Here is a 24,157-nt window from a genome sequence, read left to right on the forward strand (position 1 = left end):
ATTAAGCCTCTTCTGTGTGGTTTGCTTCGTAAGTCTGAGCAATTGAGTAACCAACCTCGTCGAGGGCGAATGTCAACTTGTCAATCTTGTTGGTGTAGTAGTTGTAAGCTACAACAGCTACCCAAGAGGTCAAAATACCAGATGCGGTATTAACCAGGGCCTCAGAAATACCGAGTGACAGAGCCTGTGAGTCAGCACCACCACCAGCGGCCAGAGCGGCGAATGAACGGATCATACCTACAACGGTTCCGAACAGAGCGGTCAGAGTACCGAGGGTAACGATAGTAGCGATGATAGGCATGTTCATGGTCAGAGTAGGCATCTCCAGCTGAGTAGCCTCTTCGTGAGCCTGCTGGATCTTAGCTACTTTCTGAGCCTTCTTGATACCAGAAACAGCTTCCATCTCCTTGTAAGCACGGAGAGAAGCACCTACTACGTTAGCAACAGAACCGCGCTGCTTGTCGCAGAGCTCCTGAGCCTTTACGAAATCATTAGCGTTAAGAGCAGCCTTGATGTTAGCCACGAACTTAGGGAGTTTGCCCTTACCAAAAGCGGTGTTCAGAGCCAGACCACGCTCGATAGACAGAGCGATTACTGAGAACAGCAGGGTAAGGATCACAGGTACAACGACACCACCTTTGTAGATGGTACCCCACATGTTACCGTCGATAACTTCACCGTTTGCAGGGTTGATGTGATCTGCATTACCGAGGAAGTACTTGAAGAAACATACTGCGAGAACGAAGCAGACAGCGATAATCCAGAATGCTCCTTTTACTCCCTGAAAGCCCTGGCCCTTCTTGGCGGGGGCTGCTTTTTTTGTAGTTGCCATAATTTTGAATGTAATTTTAGTTATTAAATAAAGTTATATATCTTTCTGATTTAGCGTACTTTGCGGTTTCTAGACAGTCGTAAAAAAGCAGTTTTGCCTCTATAACTGAAAGCAAAGATAATCATTTGCGCCGTACAATTGTTATAATTAAGAACTTTTAACTAGTTAATAATTCTTTTTTTTATTTCAGCAGGGCTAATGTCTCCTTGATTCTGCGCATGGCTTCGATGATATTTTCGTCGCTTGTTGCATAGCTCATGCGGAAGCAGTCTGGATCACCGAATGCGTCACCGCCAACGGTTGCCACGTGACCTTTTTCGAGGAGGAAGAGGGCGAGGTCGCTGGAGTTGTTGATGGTGGTGCTTTCGTAACTCTTTCCATAGAAGCTGCTGCATTTGGGGAAGAGATAGAATGCACCTTGCGGTACGTTGACTTCGAGTCCTGGTATGTCTTGCGCGAGCTTGACAATAAGGTTGCGGCGGCGTTCAAAGGCCTGACGCATCTGCTCTACGCATTCCTGACTTTGTGTGTATGCGAACTCTGCTGCTTTCTGACTTACGGAGCATGGACCGCTGGTGTATTGTCCTTGCAACTTGTTGCAACCTTTGACAATCCATTCGGGTGCGGCGATGTAACCGATGCGCCAACCTGTCATAGCGTATGCTTTTGATACTCCGTTGACGATGATGCTGCGCTCTTTCATGCCGGGGAACTGGGCGATGCTCTCGTGGTGTCCTACGTAGTTGATGTGCTCGTAGATTTCGTCTGCTAATACGAAGAGGTCATCGTGACGTTTGATAACTTCTGCAAGTCCTGCAAGTTCTTCCTTGGTATATACGCTACCTGTTGGATTGCTTGGTGAGCAGAGGATGAGCAAGCGTGTCTTGGGGGTGATGGCAGCTTCAAGTTGTTCGGGAGTCATCTTGAAGTTTTGCTCGAATCCAGCTTCTACGATGACAGGTGTGCCTCCTGCCAATTTTACCATCTGCGGATAGCTTACCCAATATGGGGCAGGTATGATGACTTCGTCGCCGGGATTGACAAGTGCCATGACGGTGTTGCAGACGCTCTGCTTGGCACCGTTTGATACAAGTACCTCGTTGACGGTATAGTCAAGTCCGTTTTCGTTTTTGAGTTTTTCTACGATGGCCTTGCGCAAATCAGCGTATCCAGGTACTGGTGAGTATCTGGAGTAATTGTCGTCGATAGCTTTTTTTGCGGCCTCTTTGATGTGGTCCGGTGTGTTGAAGTCAGGTTCTCCGACGCTCATGTTTATAACGTCGATGCCTTGCGCTTTCATCTCTGAGCTCTTCTGCGACATTGCGAGTGTTGCAGAAGGAGCCAACCGTTGGAGTCGGTCTGATAGTTGTGCCATGTTATTTTTGTATAAGTAGAATTGTTTGCAAAATTAGTCAATTATTTCTTTTTTACGAAAGAAATTAGTTGATTTTTACCTTTTTCGTATTAAAATACAATGAATTGGTTATTATTTGAGGTGCAGGGTGTGTCCCATGCGGTTTTTCTTCGTTTCAAGATAATGTCTGTTGAACTTGTTTGGAGTTACTTCAATGGGGACATTTTCAACGATTTCCAGTCCGTAACCTTCAAGACCGACGCGTTTTACGGGGTTGTTGGTGAGCAGTCGCATCTTGCGTACGCCGAGGTGGCGGAGCATCTGTGCGCCACAGCCATAATCTCGCTCGTCGGCTTTGAAGCCAAGGTGTAGGTTGGCATCTACTGTGTCGAGGCCTTCTTCTTGCAGTTTGTAGGCTGCAATCTTGTTCATCAGTCCGATACCGCGACCTTCTTGCTGCATATAGATTACCACGCCTTTGCCTTCTTTTTCAATGGCTTGCATGGCTTTGTGAAGTTGTTCTCCACAGTCGCATCGCATGGAACCGAGGATATCGCCAGTCATGCATGATGAGTGTACGCGTACGAGTACAGGTTCGTCTTCTTTCCATTCGCCTTTGATGAGTGCCATGTGTTCCAGCCCATTGCTGTTTTGGCGGAATGGGATGAGTCGGAAATGTCCGTATTCGGTGGGCATATCTACCTCTTCGCCTACTTCGATGATAGATTCTTTTTGCAGGCGGTAGGCTATCATGTCTTTGATGGTGATAACCTTCAAATCATGCTTTCTGGCAAATGCTATAAGTTCTGGCAGACGAGCCATGGTACCATCGTCGTTCATGATTTCCATGAGTGCTCCGGCGGGATAGAGTCCTGCCATGTGACAAAGGTCGATGGCGGCTTCGGTGTGTCCGCATCTGCGAAGTACTCCGTTGTCTTGTGCATAGAGTGGGTTGACATGTCCGGGGCGTCCAAAAGTCTGTGGTGTGGCGTTGGGGTCGGCTAATGCCTTAATGGTGGCAGCGCGGTCATGTGCAGACACGCCAGTCGAGCATCCTTCGATCTTGTCGATGGTGACGGTGAATGGAGTGCCGAGCAGCGAGGTGTTGTCCTGTACTTGGTGTGGCAGGTCGAGTTCGATGCTACGGCTGATGGTGACAGGTGCGCAGAGTACGCCACGTGCGTATTTCAGCATGAAGTTCACCATTTCTGGAGTGATTTTCTCTGCTGCACAGATGAGGTCGCCCTCGTTCTCGCGGTCTTCATCATCTACAACGATGACGAATTTGCCTTCGCGGAAGTCGTGAATGGCTTCCTCTACGGTATTTACTTTGAGTTTCTCCATATTGTAATTTTCTTTTTATACCTTATTTATATATAAATATTATGTTTCTTATGGTTATTGAATTCCTGTTTTGTCGTGATTGTCTAGGTTTTTTTCAGACTATTATAGTCTGTACCTGTTATTTCGGCTATTCGTTTGACAATGAGTTCGTTGTTTGTTGTGATGGCCGTGAGGTCTTTATGCAATCGGAACCTGAACTGGCACATGCGGAGGTAGAATATGATGCCTGTTGGTAAGAATATTCCCGTGATGGCGTTGAGCCATTTGCGCCGGAAGGGCCGAGTGTGTGCATGGGTTGCAACGATGGGGAATCTGTTGAGGTAGGTAATGATGGCACGGTCTCGTGTGTTCATCAAATCTCGTATGATGTTTTCCTGCATTTCGTTGATGCGCTCGATGTTCTGGTCGTTGCCTGGACGGAAAAATACCTTGATAGGGTTGGGTAGGCGCAGCAGCCTGTGTTCGGTGTTATACTGTTGTATTTCGTTGTTGATGTGTAATAACAGCTGTGCATCGTTGATGTAGGATGGATCTTCGATGATGACCTCCTTACTGCTGATGTGTCGTTTGGATCTCAGGCCGAGTATGCGCATGAGAATTGATTTGTAGAGGTCGATATTGAATACTACCGAGTCGTTGTTGGCCTTGTAGGTGAAGAATACTGCGATGGGGGTGAGGATTGCTGTTCCCATGAGTTTTCCGAACCATACTGTCCAGTTGTCGTCACGTGCCATTTTCATTCCTGTGTTTTCGAGTATGAAGTATATGATGAACACGATGACTGATATGATTACCGGTATTCCCAGTCCACCCTTGCGGATGATGGCTCCGAGCGGTGCTCCGATAAAGAAGAATATGAGGCACGATAGTGATAGTGTGATCTTGTTGATGGCTTCTATCTCGTGCAATCTTTCGTTTCGGTTGAGATAAGTAGAATAGTCGGCTTTGAAATCGAGGTCTATTGCTGCCATTTGTGCATTGTCGGCAGCTCGCTTGATGACACTCTGTTTGACGTCAACCGGTAGCTTTGTGAAGGCTGAGTCGAAATTGAGTTGTCCTTTACTGATGTCTGCCATGACTTTGAGAGAGTCTTTCTTGTTGAATGAAGGCAGTCGCAGGTAGTTGTTTTGTGCTTCGTGAAAGACTGCGTGTCCTACCGAATCGTTGAATTCCCTAATGGAGTCTAAGTCGTGGAGTATCTGGCGCATGCCTTTTGAGCGTGCGTCGGTGGCTATGCCTCCTGCGTCAGCCATATTGAAGTCGCCGTCGAAGTCGAGTAGGATGCGCTTCTTGGAGAATGTCTCTCGTCGGTAGGGCACATTGGCAGGGCCGGCAATGTCTTGTTGTCTCATGTTTTCAAACCATTCGCCGCTGTAGAGTGTCAGCAGAATGTGTTTCTTCTCTGCGGTGGATTGCATGGTGCCTGAGTCTGCCAGGATGATGGCATGGTCGTCGTAGCCTCCGTTGATGCGGAATATCATGAGTCCGTAGAGTTTTCCTGTGTTGAGGTCTTTTTTCTGAACGTAGATATTTGAACCGCTTACGCCATCATAGAAGATTCCTTCTGGGATTTCCACTTCGGGGTTTTTCTGCTTCATCGACATGAGCAGTTGTCGGAATGACACGAACGACTCTGGTCCCACTACTTCTTGGAAATAGAACGAAATGCAACTGATGCAGCAGACAATGGCGATGAGTGACCGCATGGACTGTATGAGTGAGATTCCGGCAGCTTTGATGGCGGTAAGTTCTGAGCTCTCACCGAGGTTTCCGAAGGCAATGAGTGAACTTAGAAGAATGGCAAGAGGGAAGGCCTGAGGCATGAGCATCAGTCCCATATACCAGAAAAACTGTGCCAGAATATCGAGCGACAGTCCTTTTCCGATCAGTTCGTCCACGTATCGCCATAAGAACTGCATCATAAGCACGAACTGGCAGATGAAGAAGGTTCCTACGAATAGCAGTCCAAACTGCTTAGCGATAAATATGTCTAATTTCTTAATTCGAAACATTCATGAATGTGCTTTCAGACTGCAAAATTACTATAAAAATGTCAGAGCACGGCAATAATTTCGCTTTTTTTTATCGTTTCAGGCGCATATATAATGTATGGCCATGGTTTTATGGTCGTCGTGAAGGGTGTGCGACTATAGTCCGCTGACACGGTGCAGGCGCTCCATGTTGTCGTCCCAAAGGTTGCTGAGGTCGTCGATGTCCTCGTCGTCGGCATAGTCGGTAATGACAAGATTGATGTGTCCGGTCAATTCGCTCTGTTCGATGCGTATTTCCCAGTATGCCTGTGGGTCTACTTCCTGATAGTCCCATTTTAGTCGGATATAACAGGGCTTGACGATTTCCAATACTTCTGAGACTTTTGTGTCGCGTTCAGTCCAGGGTTTTCCCCAGGTAAAGGTCCAGTGGTTTCCGTCTTCCGTCACGCTGTCTGCAAGCCATTTTTGCATGCCTGCTGCATTACCAATCATGTCCCAAACTATTTTTGGCGATTTTGCGGAAACGGAGTATTCTTTCTTTAGAATATGCATGGTTTCTTCGTTTTTTGGTTTGTTTCTGTTGCAAAAATACAAAAAAACACTGAAATAGCAATGTTTTTTTTGAAAAAAATTTTGGTATTTAAAAAGATTGTATTACCTTTGCACCCGCTTAACAGCCAATGGCGGGGTAGCTCAGCTGGTTAGAGCGTCGGATTCATAATCCGGAGGTCGAGGGTTCGGGTCCCCCTCCCGCTACTGAATAATTTAAATTGTCCTTTGCAATTGTAATGGTTGCAAAGGTTTTTTTTGTTTCAATTCTAAGTGAGCGCAACTCGCTCTTGTCATCCTTTCTTCGGCTCACCCGATAAATCTTCTCCTAATGTCCTCCCATTCTTGTTCGCAAGTTTTGGAACTTTATTTGGGACTTACTTGGGACTTACTTCGGACATATTGCGAAAGTATCGATGTTGGCTTATTGACGATTAGTCCCGAACGCATCCCGAACGCATCCCGAACGCATCGGTGCGCTAATAGATTGATGAAAATAGAGATTGCCCTTCAGTTTGAAAAACCTTGGTTGCAATATGTTTGCAGACTGTAAATCGTTCTCTTTGGAGCCTATGTAAATGGCTCGTGACCTATTCCATATCAGTAAAATGCGATAAAACCCGATTTTTTTCATAAAACAAGATACAATGTGGCGTCTTTTTTGTAATTTTGCAGAGCGTTTTGAGAAACGCAGGTTTAGACAAACATTATAACGTTATATCATTTTATGGCAGATTCAAAGAAAATTAAGACAGCGCTGATCTCCGTGTTCCATAAAGATGGACTCGAAGAACTGCTTAAAAAACTCAACGAAGAGGGCGTAAAGTTCCTCTCTACTGGCGGTACACAGACCTTTATCGAAAGCCTCGGCTATGCATGTGAAAAGGTAGAAAATGTAACAACCTATCCTTCTATTCTTGGCGGACGTGTCAAGACTTTGCATCCTAAAGTGTTTGGTGGAATCCTCGGTCGTCGCGACAATGAAGGTGACCGCGAGCAAATGGCACAATATGAGATACCCGAGATCGACCTCGTTATTGTGGACCTCTATCCTTTCGAGCAGACTGTAGCCAGTGGCGCAAGCGATGCCGATATTATCGAGAAGATTGATATAGGCGGTATTTCGCTCATCCGTGCAGGAGCCAAGAATTTCAACGACGTAGTTATCGTGCCTTCAAAGGCAGAATATAGTGTGCTGCTCGACATCCTCAACAAGCAGGGTGCAGAGACCACCAAGGAGCAGCGCCGCATGTTCGCTACTCGTGCTTTCGGCGTCAGCAGCCATTACGACACCGCTATTCATGCGTGGTTCGAGAAATAAGCATACTACAATTTAACGAACGAAACAGACTAATATGGGATTTTTTAGCTTTGTCCAGGAAATAGCCATGGATCTTGGAACGGCAAACACCATCATTATCAGTGATGATAAGATCGTTGTTGATGAGCCGTCCGTAGTGGCTCTCGATCGCCGCACCGACAAGATGATTGCCGTAGGCAATGAGGCCAAGATGATGTATGAGAAGACTCATGAGAATATTCGCACCATCCGTCCTTTGCGCGACGGTGTGATTGCCGACTTCTCTGCCTGCGAGCAGATGATGCGCGGACTTATCAAAATGGTGCATACTGGTTCAAGACTCTTCTCACCCTCACTCCGTATGGTCATCGGTGTACCTTCGGGATCCACCGAAGTAGAACTTCGTGCCGTTCGTGACTCAGCAGAACATGCCGACGGACGTGACGTATATCTGATTTTCGAACCCATGGCAGCAGCCATCGGTATCGGTATTGATGTTGAGGCACCAGAAGGTAACATGATTGTTGATATAGGTGGTGGCTCTACCGAAATTGCAGTAATCTCACTCGGCGGTATCGTCAGCAACAACTCCATCCGTACTGCCGGCGACGACCTTACTGCCGATATTCAGGAATATATGGCACGTCAGCACAATGTGAAAGTCAGCGAGCGAATGGCAGAGCGTATCAAGATCAACGTAGGTTCTGCCCTTACCGATCTTGGTAGCGAAGCCCCTGAGGATTATGTTGTGCATGGACCTAACCGCATTACCGCATTGCCCATGGAAGTGCCCGTATGCTATCAGGAGATTGCGCATTGTATTGACAAAACTATCGCCAAGATTGAGAATGCAGTACTCTCAGCACTTGAGAACACTCCACCTGAACTGTATGCCGACATCGTTAAAAACGGTATCTATCTCTCAGGTGGTGGAGCACAGTTGCGAGGACTCGATCGTCGTCTGACAGACAAGATCAATATTCCATTCCACGTAGCAGAAGATCCATTACACTCAGTAGCAAGAGGTGCTGGCGTCGCTCTGAAGAATATCAACCGTTTCTCATTCTTGATGCGATAACACGAAATGCAAAACCTGCTGGAGTTTCTGCAAAAGTACCATCATTGGTTTCTTTTCGTATTGCTTGAAATCGTCAGCCTTGTATTGCTGTTCCGATACAACAGCTATCAAGGTAGCGCATGGCTATCATCAGCCAACGCCGTGGCAGGACATGTCAATAGCGAAAGAGCAAGGGTGGAATCGTTCTTCTCGCTCACCAAGGTCAATAAAGACCTTACCTTGCGCAATTTCTACCTTGAAAGACAGGTGACACAGCTGCGAAAACTATATGCCGAGCTTACCGGCGATACAACCGCAGCAGAACGACAGGAACTCCAAATGCTCAGCCATTATGAGCTCATACCGGCCAAAGTGGTTACCAATGAGCTCAACCGTCCAGACAACCTGATGACCATCGACCGTGGAGCAGCCGATGGCGTCGAGGTTGGAATGGGTGTGGCATGCGGACAGGGAATTGTTGGCATTACTTATCTCGTCTCCGACCATTATTCCGTCCTCATCCCAGTACTCAATACTACTTCGCGCATCAGTTGCGCCATACGAGGAAGAGGATATTTCGGCGTATTACGATGGGATGGAAAAGATCCTAACGTAGCCTATCTTGAAGATATTCCCCGACATGCACGTTTTAATCGAGGAGATAAGGTGGAAACCAACGGATACTCCAGCATCTTCCCACCAGGAGTTATCGTAGGAAAGGTTAGCACAGTCTATAACTCTGCCGACGGACTATCATATCGCGTCAAGGTGGAACTCTTTACCGACTTCGGTTGCATTCGCGACGTTGTCGTCATTAGCGATAAAACCATCGGGGAACGCACACGGCTGCTTCAGGCTGCACGCGATTCCCTCAAACTTAATGTGAAGGAATAAAAAGGCAAATGTCTATCGATGTGTTGAAACGGGCAGGACTGTTCATCGCCTATGTCTTGGTACAGGCGATGGTACTCGGGCGTATCCATCTCTTCGGATTTGCTACCCCGTTGCTTTATGTCTATTTCGTGGTCAAATTCCCACGCAACTACCCTAAATGGGGAATCCTTTTATGGAGTTTCTCGCTTGGATTGGCTATCGACATCTTCTGCAACACTCCTGGGGTGGCAGCAGGAGCTCTGACACTTATCGGAGCTTTGCAACCTTATATCTTCCAACTCTTCGTGCCACGAGATTCTGTTGACGATCTTGTACCAGCCATCCGAACAATCGGATTAGCTAAGTTTGCATACTACGTCACCATACTCGTCCTGGCCTACTGTATTGTATTCTTCTCGCTTGAAACATTCTCATATTTTGATATAGTGGAATGGATGATGTGTGTATTTGGTAGCGCTGTATTTACTTTAGCGCTGATAATGACTTTCGAGAGCGTTAGGGGATAATATATGAAAGATTTCGAACTCGATTACAGACACTTTGTTATCGGCGGAGTAGCCATACTTATCGTCGTTATCTATATCATACGCCTCTTCTTTCTGCAAATTATGAGTGATGACTACAAGAAGAATGCCGACTCAAACGCATTCCTCAAACAGGTGGAATATCCATCACGTGGTGTCATTACCGACAGACATGGAAAACTGCTCGTCTATAATCAACCCGCATACGACGTCATGGTCGTGGTCAACGAAGCGAAAAACCATCTCGACACCCTCGAACTCTGCAAAGCACTCAATATTACTAAAGAGGAGTTTGACTTGCGCATGAACAATCTTAAAGACCGCTCAAAAAATCCAGGTTACAGTCGGTTCACACAGCAGATGTTCATGAGCCAATTATCAGACAAGGACTTCTCTGTCTTTCAGGAGAAAATGTTTCGTTTCCCAGGATTCTATGTTCAAAAGCGAAGCATCCGACAATATCAGTATCCTTATGCAGCCCATGTACTTGGAGATGTGGCAGAGGTTTCGCCATCGGATATTGAAGAAGACAATTACTATATCCCAGGTGACTACATCGGAAAATTGGGAGTAGAGAGAAAATACGAAAAACAATTGCGAGGTGAGAAGGGGATGAAAATCCTGCTTCGCGATGCTCATGGCAGAATACAAGGACGTTATCAGAATGGCGCACTCGATAGGCGCCCCGTTCCGGGAAAGAACCTTACCCTTTCTATTGATGCAGACTTGCAGGCTTTGGGCGAGCGACTAATGGAAGGAAAAATAGGAAGTATCGTTGCCATCGAACCCTCTACAGGTGAAGTGCTCTGCATGGTGTCTTCGCCATCTTATGATCCAAGAAGCATGGTAGGACGTCAACGTTCAAAAAATCATCGAATCTTGACCGCAAGCCCACTTAAACCATTGCTAAACCGAAGCATTATGGGACAGTATCCGCCAGGTTCTACTTTTAAAACCACACAAGGACTAACCTTCGCTTCGGAGGGTATTATTAGTCCTGCCCATACCGCATTCCCTTGTTCTCATGGCTTCAACTTCAAAGGACTTCATGTGGGATGTCACGGCCATGCTTCACCCCTAAGCCTTGTTCCTGCACTCTCCACATCTTGTAATGCCTACTTCTGTTGGGGACTCTATTATATGATGGGAGCCAAGAGTAAATATGGATCTGTACAGAATGCTATGAACCGTTGGCGCGACTATATGGTGAGCATGGGATTTGGCTACCGTCTCGGTATCGACCTGCCAGGTGAGAAACGAGGACTAATACCTAATGCAGATTTCTATGACAACGCCTATCGTGGATCGTGGAACGGACTGACTATTATTTCTATATCCATTGGCCAAGGTGAGGTTAATGCCACACCATTACAAATAGCCAATCTCGGTGCTACAATAGCCAATAGAGGATACTTCTATGTGCCCCATGTAGTGCGGAAGGTACAAGACGAACCTCTTGACACACTCTATAGACGCCGCCATTATACCATGGCCAAACGCCAAGCCTACGACTATGTAGTGGCAGGAATGCGGTCATCGGCTGTTGGTGGAACATGTCGTGAGCTCTCACGTTACGATATTAATGCATGCGGAAAGACAGGTACGGCACAGAACCGAGGTCATGACCACTCGGTATTTATGGGTTTCGCCCCAATGGACAATCCCAAGATTGCCGTTGCCGTCTATGTAGAGAACGGTGGATGGGGAGCCACATATGGTGTACCTATCGGTGGCTTGATAATGGAACAGTATATTCACGGCAAACTCTCAGAAGCTTCGATGAAGCGTGCTGAAGAGTTCCAACATAGACATATAGCTTATGGCAACATCGGCAGGTAGAAGACAAGGCAATAGTGTGTTGCGTTCCATCGACTGGTGGACGATATTGATATATATCGCTCTCCTGTCGTTTGGCTGGATTAGCGTATGTGGAGCCAGCTATGATTATGGTGACACAGACATCTTCAGTCTGAGCACTCGTTCGGGTATGCAGATTATCTGGATAGGCACTTCTATTACGTTGGGCTTCGTCATATTGATGTCCGATGACAGGTTCTACGACACTTTTGCCTATGTCATCTATGCGCTATTGTTGTTGTTGCTCTTTGCTACTATATTCAATCCCCATCAGATTAAAGGTTCTCGATCGTGGTTGGTATTAGGTCCACTACGCTTACAACCTGCGGAATTTGCAAAGTTTGCCACGGCTTTGGCTTTGTCGAAGTTTATGTCAACCTATGGTTACAACATTCATCAATGGAAACATTTTGCTGCTACATTAGCAATCATCCTGTTGCCTATGATGTTTATCGTGCTTCAACGTGAGACAGGATCAGCATTGGTTTATCTTGCTTTCTTCCTGATGTTCTATCGTGAAGGAATGCCCGGTTCTATTCTGTTTACTGGTGTTGCCGCCGTTATCTATTTCGTAGTAGGCATTCGTTATGCAGACGTTTACCTTGCAGGCTCACCGACCAGTGTCGGAAAGTTTGTGGTGTTATTGCTTATCCAACTGTTTACAGCCGGCTTGGTATGGGTCTATGGCAATAACAGACGATTGGCATGGCGCATTGGATGGATAAGTCTTGGCATTACTCTTTGCTCTCTCATGTTGCTACGTTTGCCTTTCGATATTGTCTATATCCAGTTGATAATGACCTTCATACTTGTTGGTTATCTTGTTTGGGAGGCATTGGGCACACGTTTACGCAACTATTATTTCATAGCTCTCTTTACCTTGGGCTCCGTCTTTTTCTTTTATGGTGCCAGCTTTATCCTTAACAATGTGATGGAGCCACACCAACGAACACGTATCAATGTGCTATTGGGATTGGAGGAAGACCTTAAGGGTGCTGGCTATAATGTGCATCAGAGTGAGATAGCCATCGGTTCTGGTGGACTTGAAGGCAAGGGCTTTCTGAATGGTACGCAAACAAAATTGAAGTTTGTGCCAGAGCAGGATACCGATTTTATTTTCTGTACTGTAGGTGAAGAGGAAGGTTTCTTGGGATCTGCAGGAGTTTTGTTGCTGTTTCTTGCACTTGTTTTGCGACTTATAAAATTGGCTGAGCGTCAACCGTTTCGATTTGGTCGTATTTATGGTTATTGCGTGTTGAGCATATTCCTATTCCATGTCTTTATCAATGTAGGCATGGTATTGGGACTGACACCAGTTATCGGTATTCCACTTCCGTTCTTCAGTTATGGTGGTTCTTCACTATGGGGATTTACCATATTACTATTTATCTTCCTGCGCCTTGATGCCGGAAGAAATCTCATTCGCTCATAACCATATGATGCTAATTGAAATCAAATAGACAACTTCTGTGTTTGGTTATTGGCGTATTAGGGTGACCCCAATGTCGGTAATGCCAGGTAGCATTTCACGCTTCATATCGTGCCGTATGGTGATGTGAAGTGAGTCTTCTGCTTCTAATGGTATTGTGGCGAGTTTGAACTCGTATTGGTAATGGCTCACGCCTTGTCCTTTGACATTACCGTTATGGTCTATAAGTTTGCAGTTGAGTGTGTCTCTATAGTTTTTTCCCGATTTTACTGCTGTTTGATCTACAATGAGTGTGAGTCCCATAAACGGGTATTCTCCGGTGATGCGCAATCCTACTTTTTCCTGATAATTGCCACTTATTTCAAGGGGAGAAACATCAAACGAAATAGTGTCGTTACGTTCCCATCCTTTTGTTGGTACATGTTCATAATGACTATACACCATATTGAGGTTGCAAGCAGCAACCAACAATATGGTGGATAGGGTCATAGTGTATCGTATCAGTTTACGCATTTTCGTTGTTGTCCTGATGTCTTGGCTTGTGCTGTTGAGGCTGTTGCTGCTTGTTGCGGCGCTGTTGGCCGTTACCTTGTTGGCGGTTAGGGCGAGGGCCGCGTTGCTCGCCGTTAGGCTGGCGTGGACCTTCGCTTTGTGGCTTAGGAACATTACCTTGCCCGCGTCGGTTGTCGTTTTGTGGGCGCTGGTTGTTGTTGGGCTGTTGTCCTGCATGGTCTTGCTGCCGAAGTGCGCTGTTGTCAGCAGATTTCTTAGCTGGTTTTTTCTTCTTTTTCTTGCTCTTATCGAAGCGATTGATGTTCTCCTGAGTAGCCAGGTCGAGCGATCTTTTATCGTTTTGCTTCTGTTCGCCTTCTACGAGAGACAATGGCTTTTCGCCCTTGCGGTTCATTTCTATGATTTGTTTGGCACGTTCTGCGGTGATGGTTTCCAAGTTTGCTGCCAAGTTTTTGTCGGTCGAGTAGGTGACGAGACCTGCCAAAATATCGGTTTTGAAGAGGTGATATTCAGCGTCCTGAGTAATCAACACGATGTCTTTTGAAGGCAGTTTTCTACTTGCCTCTACGTAGTCATCGACTTCATAGTTAAGGCAACATTTGAGTTTGGCGCACATACCAGCCAGTTTTTGGGGATTGAGTGAGATGTCTTGGAAGCGTGCTGCACTGGTACCAACGCTTACAAAGTTCTTCATCCAAGTGGCGCAACAGAGTTCTCTGCCGCATGGTCCTGTTCCACCGATGCGTCCAGCCTCCTGTCGTGCACCGATCTGTTTCATCTCGATACGTACGTGGAAGGTGGCTGCGAGGTCTTTGATAAGCTGTCTGAAATCTACTCGCTCGTCAGCGATATAGTAGAAGATGGCCTTGTTGCAGTCGCCTTGATACTCTACGTCACCGATTTTCATCTTCAACCCAAGGTTTTTGGCTATCTGACGACTCTCAATCATGGTGGCGTGTTCGCGGCTTTTGGCTTCTTTAAATTTATCCATGTCCACCGGGCGTGCTATTCTGTAGATACGCTTGATGTCATCTGCACTTTTCAGATGTGCCTTCTGCACCTGCAATTTTACCAGTCTTCCTGTTAGCGTTACCACGCCGATGTCGTGTCCAGGATTGGCTTCTACTGCCACAACGTCGCCTTTCTTAAGCTCCAATTTGTTGACGTTGTGGTAATATCCCTTACGTGTGTGCTTGAATTGCACTTCTACCAAGTCGGTAGTATCGATATTGCCCGGTACGTCAGCGAGCCAGTCGTAGGTATTCAACTGTCGGTCTTGACGCCCCACAGCCTGGTGACAGAGTCCGCGTGTGCAACCTGTTTTTATTTCGAGGTCTTTTGCTTTTTCCATGCTTTATATGATGTATTGAATGTATGCTAATGCTTTTGTTATTGTTGCTTGATGATATGTTGGTGTTCTTTTCCGAGCGGATAGTTATTTCTGTATGAGTAGCACAATCATTTGTATGGCGAGATGGAAGAATACGATTTTTGCATTTGCATTTTGTCCGATGTCGCGTATGGCGAGTGTGATGAGATCGCTGATTTCTATCACATTGGCTTCGTTAATGTATCGTGCGAATTTTTTTGCGAAGTCTTCTTCGCGCTCTGTCATATAGCAGAGGTCGCGTTCGCCAAAGTTGTACATGAAGTTTTCGCGTACCAATCGCAGGGCATATTCAAGGAATCGCTTCTGTTTCTCTCGTCCTGCTGTTGCCATTCGTTCGCTCCATGTTTTCATGTCCTTTACCCGTCTAGCGTATGCCATACGCATCAAGGTTTGAAACATATCCAGGAAGAACTCGTTTTCTGAGTCAGCCTTTAGTGCTTCCAAGGCTTTCAGCCAACTGCCTCCTGCCATGTGTGCCACTCGTTCTGCCTTATCGGTCATGAGTCCACGCTGTTCTATGAGAGCATCTGTTATGTCTTTGTCGGCAATGCGTTTCACGTCGATACGTTGTACGCGGCTACGAATAGTTTCCAACAAACGGTCTGGAGCTTCGCAAACGAGCAGAAAAACGGTCTGTTGCGGTGGTTCTTCGAGCAGTTTCAGTATTTTGTTGGCACATTCTATGTTCATTCGTTCCGGTAGCCAGATAAGGCTTACTTTGTAGCCGCCTTGACTCGATTTTAACGAGAGTTTATGCGACAGAGCATCGCTTTCTCCTGCGGTGATGATGGCTTGTTGGTTGGCAGCGCCCATGTGTTCCATCCATTCGGTCATGGTGAAGTAAGGTCCGCCTTTAATCATATCGTGCCATTGTCGTATGAAATCGTCAGACACTGGTTTGTGGTCTGCGCTCATAGATGGCAATTTGATGGTAGGAAAGGTAAAGTGCAAGTCGGGATGCTCCCATTTTGCCAACATGGCAGCATCGTTGGCATTGCGTCTGAGCAGGTGTGCGGCAAAAGCCATAGCTAATGCCATTTTTCCACATCCCATCGGTCCGCAGAGCATGATGGCATGCGGCAGGCGTTGTTCGTCCACCAGTTGTAGCAGTCGCTGTTGTGCTTCTTGCTGTCCTATCACCTGTTCAAATCCTGTCATAACAGTCGTTTAGTTATCTCTACCACCGAGTCAACGGCCGATACAGTATAGAAGTGGATATTCTGAATGCCGTGAGCGTAGAGCTCCTGACACTGTGCGGTAGTCCATTCGATACCCAATTGTCGGGCCTGTTCGTCTGTTTTACATTTGACAATCTCTTTGGCAAGTGCCTCGGGAATGTCGCAATGGAATGTTTTGGGTACTACGGTCAACTGGCTGAGTTTAGCCATTGGCTTGATACCTGGTATGATGGGAATGGTGATTCCCATTTGTCTTGCCTTCTCTACAAAGTCGAAATATTTCTCATTGTCGTAGAATAGCTGTGTTACTGCATATTGTGCGCCCAGCTCCTGCTTTTGCTTGAGATACTCCATGTCGCGTTCCAAGTTTGGCGCTTCTTCATGTTTCTCAGGATAGCTTGCCACTCCAAATTCAAATTTGGTGCCTGGGTGTTTGATGGTAGTGCCGTCTGCAAAAGTGCCATTGTTGAATCGTACCACTTGTTCTATGAGGTCGGTGGTGTGCGCATGTCCTCCTGGAGTGGGGGTGAATCGGCTGTCTTCTTTGGCTTTGTCACCTCTGAGGAGCATGAGGTTTTGTATGCCAAGGAATTGTAGATCGAGCAGTTCATATTCAATGTCCTCAATGGTCATACCGCTACATATCACGTGTGGTACTACAGGAATGTTGTAGCGTTGCTGTATGGCAGCTGCAATGGCCACTGTGCCTGGGCGTCTGCGGACGCGAAGTCGCTCAAATTGCCCATTTTTCAATTCCCTGTAAATATATTCGCTGTGATGTGTTGTGATGTTGATGAAACCGGGGTTGAATACCGCCAATTTGTCTATTGTTCTGAACAGTGCTTCGGTGCCGTTGCCTTTCAACGGTGGAAGCACTTCGAAGGAGAATCCGCGCTCTCCGTTATTTTGTTTGATATACTCTGTTACTGTCATTCTTCGTTACTATACACAATTCGCTACAAAATTACAACAAAATGTGCTAATGACCAAAAGTATTCGCTGTTTTCATTTGATATACGTGCTTTTCCGCGACCGTTTTCGATTGAAAACATGTTGTTTAATGCTTGAAGAGACGCTTACCTTTAGTTATCATCTCCAGACGACCGAAAACTCACCTAAAGGTTTTATTAAATAGCTTTGATATTTGGATATCTTGATAGTTGTAAAAAAAACAGGCGGCAAAACCTGTATCTCTTGGTTTTGTCGCCTGTCAAACGTGTATAATTTATGATTGAGTTTGAGTCCTTTTTAGAATGGGCGCTTGGCTTTTGGCTTCATGTCTTTGTCCGATGAGGCATAGAGGCCTATGCATGCTCCGATAAATCCGCCACTCTTCTGGGTGCTAAGGTTAGAACCGTCAACACCGCGTGCCAGTATCATCCATTCGCCATTGCCTTCAGCATAGAAGAAATCATAGTAGCGGTCGTGGGCTTCCACTTTCAATTTCAATGTCCCGTTTCCGATGTAAGCTGATGCAATGGGCATGGTGAATCGCTCACTGCGTGTCAAGGTGATCATAGTTTTACCACCAACTAGTGTCTTACCGAATACGATGTTGTGGTCTTCTTTCTGTAACAAAGCAATACCTGCAATGTCCTTATCGTTGCGAGGAGTGAAGTCGAGCGTAGTTTCTGCAGTAAATGTGCCATGTTGCTGACGTGCCCAAACGGCAGAAAGTGGTTCACGCTGGTAGATATTGCCCGGCATCAGAGTCAATGTGAGATGTCCGTCGCCAGTTTTCCAGAAACCTTCTGAGTTTCTCAGGCGCATCCATCTGCTGTCGAGAGTAGCCTTGTCGAAATGGTCTTCGTAAGTAAAGTTGCCACTGAAATAATTGTTTTCAGTAGGTTTCAAACCTGCTTTTTCTCCCACAGGGCTTATGGCTTTGTTGGGTTCAAGAATGGTAGGCCATCCGTCTTTCCATGTCACAGGTAACAGGTATGTGTCGCGTCCTGTGTTGTACATGTCCTGCTCGTAGGGGCGGCAGCCAAGGAATACAGCCCACCAATTTCCCTTTTCATCCTCAACAAGATCAGCATGTCCGGCACTTGAAACAGGGTTCTGACGGTCAGCCTTCAGGCCTGTGCGCTGTGTGAGGATGGGGTTGTGTGGACATTCTTCCCAAGGACCATTAGGATTTTTGGCTCTGAGAATTACCTCGCTGTGCCAGGGGCCTGTGCCGCCTTCTGCGCACATCAGATAATAGTATTTCTTATATTTAAAGAGGTGTGGACCTTCAATCCAAATAGGACGTTCTTCTACATGTGTTCCTCCGCGCAATATCTCTTTGAAGTCACCTTTGATACTGTCGCCTTTCACGTCAAATTCGAACATTCGGATTGACCGTTGTCCTTCATAGTCGGCACCGCCAACTACAGGACCGTTGTGTACGATATATCCCTTGCCGTTGTCATCAAAGAAGAATGATGGGTCAATACCGTCAATCTTTGGCAGGTAGATAGGTTCGCTCCATCCGGCAGCTGGATTTTTGGTCTTGACAAAGAAGTTGCCGGCTCCTACATTAGTGGTAATCATATAGAACGTCTTATTCTTCTTGTTGTAACTGATGGCAGGTGCAAAGATACCGCCTGATACATTCTGTCCTTTCAGAGGAACCTGCGATGGGCGGTCGAGTACGTGTCCGGCAGGTGTCCAATTAACGAGATCCTTACTGGTAGATAGAGGAACACCAGGGAAGAAAGTGAATGAAGAGTTGACCAGATAGTAAGTGTCTCCTACACGGCATATTGACGGGTCTGGATAGAAACCTGCCAGGATAGGGTTGTAATACTGGTGTGTACGGTCAATAGACTCACTAAACCGGCTGTCGTTGCCGGTGTAACGGAAGTTGGAAAACTGTGCCGTTTGTGCCGATGCCGTTGTGGCTATTGCCATGGCGATGGTGGCGATAATGTTTCGTCTCATGTGCTATGATATTGTTTAACTGTTAGCATTAAGTTATCGATGCTGCAAAGTTACACATTTCATTGCACACAGGCATTTTTCCTTGTTACGGAAAGTTTGTGCTATTGCCCATTTTTGCTTTTTAGCATATATTCCTTGTTACGAAAAGTTTATGCTATTGTTCATTTCCATTATTCATGTATTCTCGTGGTGAGCAACCATATAGGTTTTTAAACATTGTGCTGAAGCTTGCAGCATTAGAGAATCCGCAGAGATACATCACTTCGGTAATGTTGCGCTTGGAGGTGCGCAGCATCTTAGCAGCCTGTTTCAGTCGGATGTTACGCACAAAGCTGTGTGGTGTTTGGTTGGTCAGCTCCTTCATTTTGCGGTGCAGGTGTACACGACTGATACCAACTTTCTGTGCTATAATATCTACGCTGAGGTCTGAATCGCTGAGGTTCTCGTTGATTACTTGCATGATGCGTTCCATCAAAGCTTCGTCTGGTGTCTGTACCGTAACCTCTTCGATGCGTGATTCCTGACTTTCGTTGCCATTGAATTTATTGCGGAGTGTGCGTCGTGTAGTCAGTAGATTGATGACTGTGCGGCGCAAGATGTCCATATTGAAAGGTTTCAGAATATAGGCATCTGCACCAGTTTCAAGGCCTTCCAACTGATCTTCTTCTCGGCTTTTTGCTGTAAGCAGGATGACGGGGATGTGGTTGGTATTGACATTGGCTTTGATTTTTGAGCAGAGCGTCATACCGTCCATTTCCGGCATCATCACATCTGATATAATCAAATCGGGTTGCAATTTAACTATTTCGAGTAGCGCTTCCTTGCCGTTATGATAGGTTAGTACCTTGAAATCATCGGCAAATTGTGTGCATAGAAAGTCTCGGATATCGTCTTCGTCTTCGACGATAGCCAGTGTGGCTTTTCCTCCTTTGGTGTTATTTGTTAGTTCTTCTGCCTCCGTCTGGGGGTTGGTCTCCATAGTCATTGCCCGATTGTTTTCCAGTTCCATCTCTTGCAATAGGGTAGGCTCGTCTTTTATGTCTTCTTCGTTGACCATCTCCTCTGGCTTGAGGTGTGAATTACCTAATGGAATACGGATAGTAAACTCGCTACCATGGGTGAAGTCGGATCCCTCTGACTCTTCGTTGTTTCTTGCCACGATGGTGCCATAGTGAAGTTCTACAAGTGAACGGGTAAGGTCCAATCCGATTCCTGTGCCGATATTGCGGTCGTTGGGATTGGTCGGACTTTGATAGAAACGCTGGAATATGGTTTCTATTTTATCTTTTGGTATGCCTATACCATTGTCTTTTACAGAAATATAGGCATGGTGTTCGGTATGTGTAAGTCGGATGATAATATGACCTCCGGTGGGTGTAAACTTGAAAGCATTCGACAGTACATTCATGATTACTTTGTCGAAATTGTTGCGGTCAATCCATACTGGGAGTGTTTCCGAGTCGTGTTCAAACTCGAAGGTGATGTTTTTGTTGGTGGCTTGTTGTAGGAAGAGTTTGTATTCATCGTTGATGAAAGCCACGAGGTCTGTCTGACTCATGTGCATGGTCATTTGTCCCTTGTCAATCTTTCGCAGGTCCATCATTTGATTGATGAGGTGTAGAATGCGCTCAGAGTTTTTCCTGATAATCTCGTAGATGCCTTGCCGTTGCGGGTCTTTGTCGTCTTTGATAAGTGAGAGCAACGGAGTGATGATGAGTGTCAGCGGTGTACGAATCTCATGGCTGATGTTCATAAAGAAACGTAGTTTGGCTTCGCCCATTTCTTCGGCATGGATGTGGTTTTGTAGTAGCATGCGGTCTTGCTCCAGTTTGCGTCGATGCTTCCTGTATGTCCATAATAGCAACATGGCAATGATGAAGTAGATGAATCGTGCCAAAACGCTGGCATACCATGCTGGATGTATTTCTACTGTAAATTCGCGTATGGGAGTTTCTTGCTGATTGTTGATAGCTTTGACCCGGAAGTTGTATGTGCCTGCTGGCAAGTGTGAGAATGTCACCTCGTTGATACCTGGTTGCATGAAGTGCCAGTCTTCTCCGTTGATGCTGTAGGCATAGGCAATTTGCTCCGTATTATTATAGGTTAGGGCAGAAAACTGTAGGGTGAAAGAGTTGTCATCGTGTGCCAAATCAAATTTCTTAGAGTAGAATACGCGTTCTTCCGTAATGGTATAGCTGCCCGATTCCATGCCGGGATATACGGTGCGGTTGCCTACGATGAGGTGTGATATACATACGTTTGCTTTCCAAGAGTGTAGTTTTAGCTTGAGTGGATCAAACCAGTTGAGACCTCCGGTTCCTCCGAGCAGTAGCAATCGACCGCCATCAGCGGCAAAAACTGCTCCGTCGCTAAACTCATTGCTTTGCAGTCCGCTTTCTAAGAAATAGTTGTTGGTTTTTCCCGTTTTCACATGCAGTCGGCATAAGCCATGTATGGTGCCGATCCAAATATCGCCACGTGCATCTTCCGTCACAAAGGCAATGCTGTTGTCGGGCAGTCCGTTGTCTGTATTGTAGAGCTTTGCTTCTGTACTTCCGTTGGAATAGCAATATACTCCATTTTCTGTTCCATACCACACGTTGCCTCTGCTGTCTGCAAAAACACAATGTGAGAACGATCCGTAATTGACGCAGTTTGTGGAGAATTTGCTTACCCAGTTGTTTGTGGCAATATCCATGCATGCCAAACCTACCGATGTGGCAACGTAGATATATTTATGGTCGGGCGACAGCGCAAGTTTCATGATATAGTCGTTGGGAATACTATTGATATGTCTGTCGCTGTCGGCTTTTGGTAATTGCCTGAATATTTTCAGGCTGCCGTCGGGCCGGCGACATATCAGTCCACTTCCCATAGTGCCTATCCAGATATTCCCGTTGCGGTCTGCTTTTATGTCAAAGACGCTGGAGTTTTTTCCTAAAGGCAAATCAAAGTTGTGGTAGTTGCCAGATGGATCTACGTATCCGCATCCGTCTTCATAGTTTCCTACCCAGATATTGCCATGTAAGTCTTCGCAGAGTGAAAGAATGGCCAATGGTTGTTTCACTACATGGGTTGAAGATATTGGCATTGAGGTGCCGAAGTGCAGTCGGTAAAGTCCGTCTTTGTCGGTTCCTACCCATACTGATCCGTCTTCGCTTCGTAGCACGCTTGTCACACTGTTCTCGCCTATCATGTTTCGAGAGCCTAAGCGGAATCCCATATATCCGAACTCGTAGGGTCTGGTGGGTTGCATGAATACACCTTTCTGAAACATACTCATCCAGATGTTTCCTTCTGCATCTTCGATGATGCTTGTCACTTTTGTTTTACTCAGATTGATGCGGTTGCAGAAAAACGGATTGTTGGTCAGTTTTCCTGTAGCAGGTTCATAGACGTAGAGTCCTTCGCCGTTGCACCCAATGTAGATGTTGTCATTGCGTGCAATATAGATGTTGTTGATGGCTAAGCCTGCCGTACCAGCCACATGGGTGAATCGGTCTGTCTGTGGTGCCATGACAAATAGCCCTTGTCGCAAGGTGGCTACGTAGATGTTGCCTTGTCGGTCTTCGGCTATCTCGCGTATCTGCAAACCAGCAGTTCCTGGTACATGGATGGTCACTTTTCCACTGGTTTCCTGTCTGAGTACGTCTCCATCGGAATAAACCATCCATAGCCTGTCGTTATGATCTTCGAAAGTAAAATTTATATATTTATATTGGTCGATGACTCCACCTATGCTTTCCGCCTTGTTTTTGTCAATTACACGCAGCAAACCAAAGCCAGAAGTGCATACGAGCACATCGCCATTGTTGCGTGTATAGATATATTGGATATAGGTGGTAATCTCTTTTCCGTTTACCAGCATAGGTATTTTTCTAAACTCATAACCGTCGTAGATGAACAGATTGTTGTTGGTTCCAAGGTAGATGTTACCTTCATGATCCTGTCCCATGCAGTTCACGTAGTTGTTGATGTAGTGTCCGTTCTTGTCGGTACTATTCATCACGGTGAAGTTGTAGCCGTCGTAGCGGTTGAGTCCGTTTCGTGTAGCAATCCAAATAAAACCGCGTTTATCTTGTAATACTTGGTTGGCAAAGTTGCTCGACAATTGGTTGTCTGTATCGAATAGTTTTCCTATCTGTGCACTCATCGGCATCAGAAACAGGCTGATGATAAGTGTAAAAATGGTTCTTAGCATTTCGTCTTAGTTATGTAATATGGTGCAAAATTACATAAAATAATCGTTAAAGTGGGTTGAAATGGCCATTTTTTTGTCTGAAAGTCGAAAAAGTTACAAGAAATAAACTTTTTGCGACTTGATTTAGTATTACTAAAGTTTAGGGTACTTACGACAAAGAGTATATCGAAATAACGTCGTATCTTTGCATCGTAGTTATTAGTTTTAGTAGTTTGGTAATATTATTTAGGGTAAAAAAAAGAAATGATAGTTTTTAAAGCTAATTGACTGGTGTTCCACCAGAGCTACGAAACGGAGATATTATGGTTTTTAAGGAAAATCATGATTAATTGGTTTTTAGAAATGGTGCGTAGGGATACGTGCCATTTCTTTTATAATAGTATGTCTATTGAATTCAATTGCGCCATATAAAATCATCATGTCATAATCCACCACCTTCCTTCGGGATGACTTCGGGATGTGTTCGGGATTCGTTTTGAAAATCTTGGGACTGTCTGCGTATTTACTTGGGAGTATCTGCGTATTTACTTGGGAGTATCTGCGTATTTACTTGGGACTGTCTTCGTATTGCCTTGGGAGTATCTTCTTGATGCTTTTGGGATAGCATTTGTTGTACATTCGAAATGTCTGCGTAATGTGTCGGGAGATTCTTTTTATTGGTTTGTCGATATGAGTCAACGGCAGGTTGAGGGGGCTCAATAGATTTTTCATAGGGGTAAATGAGTATGATTCATATGAAATGCTTACCTTTGCATCATGGAAGACAAAGGTTTGCTAATGTTGGCACGTATGGTGCTGCCCAAGGAAGTGCTTGACCAC

Annotated in this window: 17 protein-coding genes and 1 tRNA gene; 7 read left to right on the forward strand and 11 right to left on the reverse strand. The window is 45.8% G+C overall.

The window, feature by feature from the left end:
- Position 1: 1 nt before the first annotated feature.
- From CIK88_RS03290 to CIK88_RS03310, 5 genes are all read right to left on the reverse strand, one after another.
- The gene (locus tag CIK88_RS03290) at positions 2 to 832 is read right to left on the reverse strand and encodes a MotA/TolQ/ExbB proton channel family protein (RefSeq protein WP_094391233.1); all 831 of its coding nucleotides are present in this window, start codon (positions 830 to 832) and stop codon (positions 2 to 4) included.
- A gap of 181 nt (positions 833 to 1,013) precedes the next feature.
- Positions 1,014 to 2,207 (reverse strand): pyridoxal phosphate-dependent aminotransferase, encoded by a 1,194-nt coding sequence (locus CIK88_RS03295; protein ID WP_094391234.1) that lies wholly within the window; start codon positions 2,205 to 2,207, stop codon positions 1,014 to 1,016.
- 111 nt (positions 2,208 to 2,318) lie between these two features.
- Positions 2,319 to 3,530 (reverse strand): bifunctional 3,4-dihydroxy-2-butanone-4-phosphate synthase/GTP cyclohydrolase II, encoded by a 1,212-nt coding sequence (locus CIK88_RS03300; protein ID WP_094391235.1) that lies wholly within the window; start codon positions 3,528 to 3,530, stop codon positions 2,319 to 2,321.
- Between the two features lie 83 nt (positions 3,531 to 3,613).
- Positions 3,614 to 5,542 (reverse strand): LptF/LptG family permease, encoded by a 1,929-nt coding sequence (locus CIK88_RS03305; RefSeq protein WP_094434480.1) that lies wholly within the window; start codon positions 5,540 to 5,542, stop codon positions 3,614 to 3,616.
- A 135-nt stretch (positions 5,543 to 5,677) separates the two neighbouring features.
- A complete protein-coding gene (locus tag CIK88_RS03310; protein ID WP_094391237.1) occupies positions 5,678 to 6,073 on the reverse strand; it encodes an START-like domain-containing protein in 396 nt (131 codons plus the stop codon).
- 130 nt (positions 6,074 to 6,203) lie between these two features.
- Here CIK88_RS03310 and CIK88_RS03315 point away from each other — a divergent pair.
- From CIK88_RS03315 to rodA, 7 genes are all read left to right on the forward strand, one after another.
- A tRNA-Met gene (locus CIK88_RS03315) sits at positions 6,204 to 6,277 on the forward strand.
- 520 nt (positions 6,278 to 6,797) lie between these two features.
- Positions 6,798 to 7,391, forward strand: coding sequence for an IMP cyclohydrolase (locus CIK88_RS03320; protein ID WP_094391238.1), 594 nt, complete (start codon positions 6,798 to 6,800; stop codon positions 7,389 to 7,391).
- A gap of 34 nt (positions 7,392 to 7,425) precedes the next feature.
- A complete protein-coding gene (locus CIK88_RS03325) occupies positions 7,426 to 8,448 on the forward strand; it encodes a rod shape-determining protein (protein ID WP_094391239.1) in 1,023 nt (340 codons plus the stop codon).
- A 6-nt stretch (positions 8,449 to 8,454) separates the two neighbouring features.
- Positions 8,455 to 9,321 (forward strand): rod shape-determining protein MreC, encoded by an 867-nt coding sequence (gene mreC, locus CIK88_RS03330; protein WP_094391240.1) that lies wholly within the window; start codon positions 8,455 to 8,457, stop codon positions 9,319 to 9,321.
- 8 nt (positions 9,322 to 9,329) lie between these two features.
- On the forward strand, positions 9,330 to 9,827 hold the full coding sequence (mreD, locus tag CIK88_RS03335; RefSeq protein ID WP_094434482.1) for a rod shape-determining protein MreD: 498 nt from the start codon (positions 9,330 to 9,332) through the stop codon (positions 9,825 to 9,827).
- 3 nt (positions 9,828 to 9,830) lie between these two features.
- Positions 9,831 to 11,684: a penicillin-binding protein 2 gene (gene mrdA / locus CIK88_RS03340; RefSeq protein WP_094391242.1), complete on the forward strand. Its 1,854-nt coding sequence runs from the start codon at positions 9,831 to 9,833 to the stop codon at positions 11,682 to 11,684.
- A complete protein-coding gene (gene rodA / locus CIK88_RS03345; RefSeq protein ID WP_094391243.1) occupies positions 11,665 to 13,134 on the forward strand; it encodes a rod shape-determining protein RodA in 1,470 nt (489 codons plus the stop codon). The genes mrdA and rodA overlap by 20 nt, the downstream gene beginning before the upstream one ends.
- 45 nt (positions 13,135 to 13,179) lie before the next feature.
- Here the strand turns inward: rodA and CIK88_RS03350 are convergent, their stop codons facing one another.
- From CIK88_RS03350 to CIK88_RS03375, 6 genes are all read right to left on the reverse strand, one after another.
- A complete protein-coding gene (locus CIK88_RS03350) occupies positions 13,180 to 13,644 on the reverse strand; it encodes a gliding motility lipoprotein GldH (RefSeq protein ID WP_094391244.1) in 465 nt (154 codons plus the stop codon).
- Entirely contained in the window at positions 13,637 to 14,995 is a 1,359-nt protein-coding gene (locus tag CIK88_RS03355; protein WP_094391245.1) for a regulatory iron-sulfur-containing complex subunit RicT, read from the reverse strand. The genes CIK88_RS03350 and CIK88_RS03355 overlap by 8 nt, the downstream gene beginning before the upstream one ends.
- Before the next feature lie 84 nt (positions 14,996 to 15,079).
- Positions 15,080 to 16,192, reverse strand: a complete 1,113-nt coding sequence (locus CIK88_RS03360; protein ID WP_094434484.1) for a DNA polymerase III subunit delta — start codon at positions 16,190 to 16,192, stop codon at positions 15,080 to 15,082.
- Positions 16,189 to 17,145: a methylenetetrahydrofolate reductase [NAD(P)H] gene (gene metF / locus CIK88_RS03365; protein WP_094434486.1), complete on the reverse strand. Its 957-nt coding sequence runs from the start codon at positions 17,143 to 17,145 to the stop codon at positions 16,189 to 16,191. Before metF ends, CIK88_RS03360 begins: the two co-directional genes overlap by 4 nt.
- A 315-nt stretch (positions 17,146 to 17,460) precedes the next feature.
- Positions 17,461 to 19,137, reverse strand: coding sequence for a glycoside hydrolase family 43 protein (locus CIK88_RS03370; RefSeq protein ID WP_094391248.1), 1,677 nt, complete (start codon positions 19,135 to 19,137; stop codon positions 17,461 to 17,463).
- Between the two features lie 154 nt (positions 19,138 to 19,291).
- On the reverse strand, positions 19,292 to 23,338 hold the full coding sequence (locus CIK88_RS03375) for a two-component regulator propeller domain-containing protein (protein ID WP_094434488.1): 4,047 nt from the start codon (positions 23,336 to 23,338) through the stop codon (positions 19,292 to 19,294).
- Between the last annotated feature and the right edge of the window lie 819 nt (positions 23,339 to 24,157).

This window comes from Prevotella sp. P5-50, from assembly GCF_002251295.1.
In the GTDB taxonomy this organism is placed as follows: domain Bacteria; phylum Bacteroidota; class Bacteroidia; order Bacteroidales; family Bacteroidaceae; genus Prevotella.

Bases quoted from the DNA above. Each gene is read 5' to 3' on its own strand.
- rodA (WP_094391243.1), top strand. From the start codon at position 11,665: ATGGCAACATCGGCAGGTAGAAGACAAGGCAATAGTGTGTTGCGTTCC.
- CIK88_RS03310 (WP_094391237.1), bottom strand. From the start codon at position 6,073: ATGCATATTCTAAAGAAAGAATACTCCGTTTCCGCAAAATCGCCAAAA.
- CIK88_RS03325 (WP_094391239.1), top strand. From the start codon at position 7,426: ATGGGATTTTTTAGCTTTGTCCAGGAAATAGCCATGGATCTTGGAACG.
- CIK88_RS03370 (WP_094391248.1), bottom strand. From the start codon at position 19,137: ATGAGACGAAACATTATCGCCACCATCGCCATGGCAATAGCCACAACG.
- mreC (WP_094391240.1), top strand. From the start codon at position 8,455: ATGCAAAACCTGCTGGAGTTTCTGCAAAAGTACCATCATTGGTTTCTT.
- mrdA (WP_094391242.1), top strand. From the start codon at position 9,831: ATGAAAGATTTCGAACTCGATTACAGACACTTTGTTATCGGCGGAGTA.
- CIK88_RS03320 (WP_094391238.1), top strand. From the start codon at position 6,798: ATGGCAGATTCAAAGAAAATTAAGACAGCGCTGATCTCCGTGTTCCAT.
- CIK88_RS03375 (WP_094434488.1), bottom strand. From the start codon at position 23,338: ATGCTAAGAACCATTTTTACACTTATCATCAGCCTGTTTCTGATGCCG.
- metF (WP_094434486.1), bottom strand. From the start codon at position 17,145: ATGACAGTAACAGAGTATATCAAACAAAATAACGGAGAGCGCGGATTC.
- CIK88_RS03305 (WP_094434480.1), bottom strand. From the start codon at position 5,542: ATGTTTCGAATTAAGAAATTAGACATATTTATCGCTAAGCAGTTTGGA.
- CIK88_RS03295 (WP_094391234.1), bottom strand. From the start codon at position 2,207: ATGGCACAACTATCAGACCGACTCCAACGGTTGGCTCCTTCTGCAACA.
- CIK88_RS03290 (WP_094391233.1), bottom strand. From the start codon at position 832: ATGGCAACTACAAAAAAAGCAGCCCCCGCCAAGAAGGGCCAGGGCTTT.
- mreD (WP_094434482.1), top strand. From the start codon at position 9,330: ATGTCTATCGATGTGTTGAAACGGGCAGGACTGTTCATCGCCTATGTC.
- CIK88_RS03360 (WP_094434484.1), bottom strand. From the start codon at position 16,192: ATGACAGGATTTGAACAGGTGATAGGACAGCAAGAAGCACAACAGCGA.
- CIK88_RS03300 (WP_094391235.1), bottom strand. From the start codon at position 3,530: ATGGAGAAACTCAAAGTAAATACCGTAGAGGAAGCCATTCACGACTTC.
- CIK88_RS03350 (WP_094391244.1), bottom strand. From the start codon at position 13,644: ATGCGTAAACTGATACGATACACTATGACCCTATCCACCATATTGTTG.
- CIK88_RS03355 (WP_094391245.1), bottom strand. From the start codon at position 14,995: ATGGAAAAAGCAAAAGACCTCGAAATAAAAACAGGTTGCACACGCGGA.